A 6,929-nucleotide genomic window follows, 5' to 3' on the forward strand; every position below is an offset into this window, starting at 1 on the left:
GCGCTTGAATCCTTGACCCAGCTGCGGCCGTGTCTCCTTTGATCGCGGGACGACGAACTCAGGGGAACGGCGGCAACGGCGAGAGGCGCCGCCGACTCAGCAGAAACATCTTTCACGCCGGGACTCGGAATCTAGGGGCCCGGTCAGCTTTTAAAAACCGCGCGGAGAAACCCATGTACAGGGAAGAAGACATCGTCCATGAAAACGGCAAGGTATTTGTCTTGCGCGACCGCCGCCAGAAGTCGTATGCGGTCTGCGTGTCCGGGACTACGCATGCAACGGTCGAGAGCGCGTACTCACTGGATTCGGACGGACTGTCTATCGCAGTGGCACGTTGCGACTACTTGGCGCGACGCGCTGCATAACAACTGCGCACGCTACGGCGGGCAAACACCAAGGGGAATACCGATGATTCTCGTACTCGAAGCAACGGTACAACGGGAATTCGCAACGATATCGGGTTACTCGCTGATCGAGGGGATTGGTTTCGTGTCGCCCGACATGATCGGCCCGCGCGCTGAACCGAAGGTATCGCTACACATCGAATCGCACGCGCCGTTCGTTGCAATCTCGTTCAACGTCTAAACCAGCAACTTTTTGAGGAGTCACACATGGGCGCAACTGTTACCACCGGCAAATGTGCAGCCGCTTTCCGCTCGAACGAGGGAGAGCTGCTCTACATCCTTTTTGAGCGATCATACGAAAAAAATTGCTATCCGCACACCGACCACTGGAGCGCATTCGCGTTCGGCACGCGGGAGGAAGTTTTGCGGCGGGCATTTGTAGGTGCATCCGACTGTTGCGGCGGCATGTTGCAGAGCCGTAGCGGCGACATTAAGCCGGAGAACTACATCGAATCGTGGAAGCAGGAACTGAATCGTCCGGTCCAGATGCGCGACGTTGTCGTGACGCTGAAATTTGAAACCGGCTGGCGTGCGGCGCTGCCCGAGGATGCCAACGAAAGGGTGTTATCCGTCCTGCAGCGTGCAGGACTGGCAGACCGCTTCGACGTAATCAGGAATGAAGGTATTACGGCGACGCTCTACGGCGACACCGGCTTGCTACGTGCGATCTATGGCGTCGACGGTGAACTGTCGCCGTGGCGTGTATTCACTCACAGCGACACTGGCACGGTACCTATCGACGTCCCGCCCGTGCGCAATGTTTCTGCGCGGGAGATAGACCTGCCGTCTCCGCGTTGCTTCGCCATCGACGCAGACGTGCGACTCGTCGCAGGCGATGACGGCAAGTGGTCAGACGGCGTATGGGCTTATTCCGCGCTTGCACAGTATGTGACCGGACCGGCGCTTGAGCGTGAACTGGTTCAACCCGGCTTTGCGAAGGCAACGATACCGGTCGTGCGTGAAGCGCTGAGGAATGCGGCGCCGTTGCCCAAGGACACGCGCATTACTGTGCGCCGCACCGCGTGCAAGGAGGATCATCACCGTCGCGCGGTGGATGAACTGGCCCGAGGTCTCGGCCTCATCGGCGAACGCGACCAGGCGGCGGATGAATTCACGTTCCTGTTTTCGGACATCAAAGGCGAAGACGCCGATAGCGTGCGCTATCGCGTCGGTTCGATGCGCGACGTGCTCACGTGGGACGTGCCCGAGACGGCCGCGCCAGAGGTTGCTCCCGCACTTCAGCCGGTAAGCGCGACGCAGGGGCAGCTTGCCTTTGCGTGATCGCCCAGCGACGCCGGCCGAGTGCCGGCGTTGTCGCTTCTGGTATCGCCGCTGCAATCCAGCCGGGACGCGGCACCTTGCGCGCCAGGCTGCGCCCGTCACGCAAGCTGACGACCTCGCGTCCCGGTGAACATGCACCCCCGCTCTTGGGACTGCGCCGCGTCCCGCGGACTTGCCCCGGCGCGTGCCATCCCCTCCAGCCTCGCTGCCTGCAGCAGCTCGGTGAGCGCGCTCGCCGCGCGGGGCGTTTCGCTTCGTCGGGCAGCGGCTCTCTGTGCCGAATTCCCGTCCCCCTCGTTCGCCGTCCTTTTCTCGCGATCGTAGCCACGTCCTGCGCTGCGTCAAGGCGCGCGGGGCCGTGTCAGTCGCTGCGCTCCATCCCGCCCCACACCCCGCGCTTGAATCCTTGACCCAGCTCCGTCCGCGTCTCCTTTGATCGCGGGACGACGAACTCAGGGGAACGGCGGCAACGGCGAGAGACGCCGCCGACTCAGCAGAAACATCTTTCACGCCGGGACTCGGAATCTAGGGGCCCGGTCAGCTCAACCTGTAAGGAGAACTTTAGATGCAAAATCTCAGCGCCACCTATTCACCCGAAGACAATAAGCTGCGGCTCTACTCGACTTCGCGTCTGGACGATGGCCTGTACAAACGCGTTCACGAAGCAGGTTTCCGTTTTGCACCGAAACAGGATCTTTTCGTAGCTCCGGCGTGGTCGCCGTCGCGCGAGGATCTGCTGCTTGAACTTTGCGGCGAGGTTGGCGACGAGGACACCACGCTAGTTGATCGGGCAGAAGACAGGGCAGACCGGTTCGAGGACTACAGCGAAAAGCGCGCGAGCGAAGCGCACACGGCGCGTGAAGCCGTCGCCGCTATCGCGGATCATATCCCGCTCGGACAGCCTATCCTCGTTGGCCATCACAGCGAGCGCCACGCGCGCCGTGACGCTGAGCGCATCGAAAACGGCATGCGTCGTGCCGTCAATCTTTGGGAAACATCCGAATACTGGACGCGTCGCGCAACCGGGGCACGTCGCCACGCGGAATACAAGCAAAAGCCAGACGTGCGCCACCGTCGCATCAAGACACTGGAGGCAGACCTCCGCAAACATCGGCGGGAGAGCGCCGAGGCAAGCGAGAACCTCACGAAGTGGCAGACCGAGGGCCTCACGCTGGAACAGGCGAAACAGATCGCAGCGTTTGACCACGTATCCATCTACGAGGAAGGAAAGACCTGGGGGACGTCGGTCTATTCGATGTTGGCCGACGAAAAAATGACCGTCGAGCAGGCGCGCGAACATTGCATTCCAGTCCATAGGCAAACCATAGCCTGGCGTCAGCGCTGGATCATGCACCTGGAAAACCGGCTTGCATATGAGCGCGCCATGCTGGACGAGAACGGCGGCATTGCGTCAGACCACCACGACATCAAGCCGGGCGGGCGCGTGCTTGTCGGCGGCGAATGGCTGGTCGTGATCCGGGTCAATCGTGCAAGCGGTCGCATCAATAGCGTTACCACGAGCGCGCCCGCCGTCGTTCATTGGCGCAATGAGTGGAAGTATGGAATCGAAGAGGTGAAGGGATACCGCGAACCCGAAGCCACAGACGCGGCAGCCGTGAAGGCCACAAAGAAACTGTCTCCACTCACGAACTACCCCGGCGAGGGCTTTCTCGAAATGACTGCTGCGCAGTGGAAGAACCGCCCGGACGACTACAAGAGCGTCCGGAAGATCGCCGCCGACGACAAGCACGGCGCGCACCGCATTCGCCGTGCGTTGGTCGCGGGAGACGGCTACCGGTTGGCTCAGGTGTACATCACGGACCAGAAGCGCGTCGACCCGCCCGCGGTGGAAAGCAACACGCCCGAGGCGGTCAGGATCGAAAGCCAGCGCGAGCCGTCAAGCGTTGAATCGCGCATGGCCGAGCCGGCGGCCCCGGTCGAGACACGGGAAAAGGGAGAGGATTTCGACCGCTTGCGCGAATTGCTGCGGGCCGGTGTGCAGGTAGTCAGCGCGCCGCAACTGTTCCCGACACCGTCCGCCCTAGCGGCGCGTATGGTGGAAGAGGCGGCGATCGAGGAGGGGGATTCGGTTGGCGAGTTCAGCGCAGGAACCGGCCGCATCATCAACGCGATTTTCGAAGCGGTCGACCGCACCACCATCACCGTTACTGCCGTCGAGATAAATCACGCGCTTTCTCGGACGCTCGCAGCGTCACACGACGATATAAAGGTCGTATGCGCCGACTTTCTGGAGTGCGGCGACGAGCTGGGCCTGTTCGACCGAATCATCATTAATCCGCCTTTCGCCAATGGTCAGGATATCGCGCATATTTCACATGCACTGGACTTTATGAAACCGGGCGCACGTCTGGTTGCGATCTGTGCGAATGGCCCACGACAGAACGAAAAGCTTTTGCCGCTTGTTGAAGCTCGAGGCGGTACGTGGGAAGAACTGCCGGAGGGAACGTTTGTAGAATCTGGCACGAATGTTCGGACCGTTCTGTTGACGATCGACGTTTAAACAGCATGCGGCCGTGCTTGCGCGGCCGCCAACGAAGAGAGAGAAATATGCTTGCCACCGCATACCGTGTCGCCCTGATTGCCGCTGTTATCGTGCTTTCCGCCTGTGCTCAGACGCAGCCACCACAAACCCAGGCGCAACGAAACATGAAACCCGGTGCGATTTACATTTACGAGCCGACGAAGCCCGCAGGCTACGCAGGCCCGGGTGAGTTCACGCTCACGCCGGACGGAAAAATCCACGTTACCTATCCATCTCAGGCGACGACTCAGTAGCCACTCGCGCGCGGGATAACCATCGACGCCGGCCGAGTGCCGGCGTTTCTGTTTCCGGTACCGCGCAGCGATCTAGCCGGGACGCGGCACCTTGCGCGCCAGGCTATGCCTGTCACACAAGCTGACGACCTCACGTCCCGGTGAACATACACCCCCGCTCTTGGGACTGCGCCGCGTCCCGCGGACTTGCCCCGGCGCGTGCCATCCCCTCCAGCCTCGCTGCCTGCAGCAGCTCGGTAAGCGCGCTCGCCGCGCGGGGCGTTTCGCCTCGTCGGGCAGCAGCTCTCAGTGCCGAATTCCCGTCCCCCTCGTTCGCCGTCCTTTTCTCGCGATCGTAGCCACGTCCTGCGCTGCGTCAAGGCGCGCGAGGCCGTGTCAGTCGCTGCGCTCCATCCCGCCCCAGCACCCCGCGCTTGAATCCTTGACCCAGCTACGGCCGCGTCTCCTTTGATCGCGGGACGACGAACTCAGGGGAACGGCGGCAACGGCGAGAGACGCCGCCGACTCAGCAGAAACATCTTTTACGCCGGGACTCGGAATCTAGGGGCCCGGTCAGCTTTAAGGACGCGCAATGATCAAAGCAGAAGAAGTGAGCGATTACCAGCAGTGCATCTACCCCTACAAATTCGATCGCATCGAGGTAGCCGGTTCGTTTTTTACTGGCCCGGCACCGGGTGCGTATCTGCGTGCTGACTTCGAGCGCCCGAGGGAGCCTGTCTCGTTTTCGCTGCTCGGTGAGTGGCATTGCGAATACCCGGGCGGTCCAAGTCTTTTCGCGCTGGCAGACATGGCGGCGGACATTCTCGGCGTCGGTGGTTTCTACGGCCTTGGTAGGGCGCGACGCATCAACTGAAAAAGCGCAGGCCGCGCGATGACGTGGCCGCCGATTGAACATCCTACGGGGAAGCATATGAAACTGACTAAGGCACAAACTAAGGCGATGGCAGAAGTGAACCGGCTTGTCGCCCTTGACCGTCGATTGACGGAGGATGAACGTCTGTTCGTACTCGAAAATTTTCAGGAAGGGGCGAATCACGATAACAGCGCGATGGGTGCGTTTTTCACGCCGTGGGGTCTCGCCCGCGATTTTTCCATCGAAGTGCCGAGCGGTTGTGACTCGATTGTCGACCTGTGCGCCGGGATCGGCTCCCTCGCGTATGCCTGCGAAGGAAAAGCGAAATCAATCGTATGCGTCGAGCGCTGCGCGGAATATGTGCGCGTTGGTCGAAAGGTAGTGCCCGATGCGGTCTGGATTCACGCGGACGTATTCGGCGACTGGTGGAAAGAGTTCGACCGGTTCGACGCGGTGATTTCTAATCCACCCTTTGGCCGCGTGAGAGCAGACGGTTACTGCGGCCGTTACAAGGGCGCGGAGTTCGAATACAAGGTAATCGAACTGGCGTCGCGCATCGCGCGATGGGGTACGTTCATTGTCCCGCAGATGTCCGCACCCTTTCGCTATTCGGGACAGCGGGACTATCAGGAGAGCATCGCTGAAAAGTGCCGGAAATTCCTGGATCAAACGGCGATATCGCTTGAGGCCAATTGCGGAATCGACACGGAGACGTATCGGGGCGATTGGCACGGTGTCTCGCCGGTGTGTGAGGTTGTGGTCTGCGATTTCGAATCTGTTGAACAGGAAGAGCCGGCACACGTTCCCACAGCGCAAGCGGTTTCGATGGCCCAGCCGCTAAGCCAGCTCGATCTGTTCGCGATGGCGGCCTGATTAAAGACGCCCGCAGTCTGGCGGGCGTGAACACCATGCAGTGATATTGCTCGAAAGGAGAAACCATGCCGTACCAGCAGATTTTCGTCAGTCCGGAGCTGTTCGCGGAACACAACGGCGTGAAGGTGTATCGCCGCTATCTTGATGATGACGTCGACCAGGGGCCGATGGAATACTGGTTCACGACTTCGTATGCGAAAGGCGAGGGGTCGGGCTTCAACTTCGATGTCAGGGAGTTGATAGAGGGTCTCCCCGTCGAAACAGACGAGGACAAAAGGCGGATCATCGTCGGCGCCCTTGATCGCGGCTTCATCAAGATCGCGGACGACAATTCGGGTCCGCAGCTGGAGGGGCGCTCAGAGGACGCGGACACCGAGGATAAACCGCTGGCACCGTTTCCCACGCCGGACCTGTTCAACCATTTCCCTGTCTTCTAGTTTCGTTAGATTGTCATCTGATTCCGACGCCGGCCGAGTGCCGGCGTTGTCGCTTCTGGTACCGCTGCTGCAATCCAGCCGGTACGCGGCATCTTGCGCGCCAGGCTGCGCCCGTCACGCAAGCTGACGACCTCGCGTCCCGGTGAACATGCACCCCCGCTCTTGGGACTGCGCCGCGTCCCGCGGACTTGCCCCGGCGCGTGCCATCCCCTCCAGCCTCGCTGCCTGCAGCAGCTCGGTGAGCGCGCTCGCCGCGCGGGGCGTTTCGCTTCGTCGGGCAGCAGC

The 6,929-nt window shown here is 61.2% G+C and carries 8 protein-coding genes; all 8 read left to right on the plus strand.

Going from position 1 to position 6,929, the window contains the following annotated elements; all coding sequences use genetic code 11:
* Positions 1-173 precede the first annotated feature (173 nt).
* The 8 genes from FFS45_RS41045 to FFS45_RS41075 all read left to right on the plus strand — a co-directional run bounded on the left by FFS45_RS41045 (position 174) and on the right by FFS45_RS41075 (position 6,644).
* Positions 174-365, plus strand: a complete 192-nt coding sequence (locus FFS45_RS41045; RefSeq protein WP_137960284.1) for a hypothetical protein — start codon at positions 174-176, stop codon at positions 363-365.
* Positions 366-408: 43 nt separating this feature from the next.
* Positions 409-585, plus strand: a complete 177-nt coding sequence (locus FFS45_RS42055; RefSeq protein ID WP_158515392.1) for a hypothetical protein — start codon at positions 409-411, stop codon at positions 583-585.
* Positions 586-611: 26 nt separating this feature from the next.
* Positions 612-1,685, plus strand: coding sequence for a hypothetical protein (locus tag FFS45_RS41050; protein ID WP_137960285.1), 1,074 nt, complete (start codon positions 612-614; stop codon positions 1,683-1,685).
* A 565-nt stretch (positions 1,686-2,250) separates the two neighbouring features.
* Positions 2,251-4,206, plus strand: a complete 1,956-nt coding sequence (locus FFS45_RS41055; RefSeq protein WP_137960286.1) for a DUF3560 domain-containing protein — start codon at positions 2,251-2,253, stop codon at positions 4,204-4,206.
* Between the two features lie 47 nt (positions 4,207-4,253).
* Positions 4,254-4,481 (plus strand): hypothetical protein, encoded by a 228-nt coding sequence (locus FFS45_RS41060; protein ID WP_137960287.1) that lies wholly within the window; start codon positions 4,254-4,256, stop codon positions 4,479-4,481.
* A gap of 571 nt (positions 4,482-5,052) precedes the next feature.
* On the plus strand, positions 5,053-5,334 hold the full coding sequence (locus FFS45_RS41065; RefSeq protein WP_137960288.1) for a hypothetical protein: 282 nt from the start codon (positions 5,053-5,055) through the stop codon (positions 5,332-5,334).
* Between the two features lie 18 nt (positions 5,335-5,352).
* A complete protein-coding gene (locus FFS45_RS41070; RefSeq protein WP_212745815.1) occupies positions 5,353-6,207 on the plus strand; it encodes a methyltransferase in 855 nt (284 codons plus the stop codon).
* 65 nt (positions 6,208-6,272) lie between these two features.
* Positions 6,273-6,644: a hypothetical protein gene (locus FFS45_RS41075; protein ID WP_063501148.1), complete on the plus strand. Its 372-nt coding sequence runs from the start codon at positions 6,273-6,275 to the stop codon at positions 6,642-6,644.
* Positions 6,645-6,929: the final 285 nt, after the last annotated feature.

Source organism: Burkholderia sp. 4M9327F10 (genome assembly GCF_005503145.1).
Lineage (GTDB): Bacteria > Pseudomonadota > Gammaproteobacteria > Burkholderiales > Burkholderiaceae > Paraburkholderia.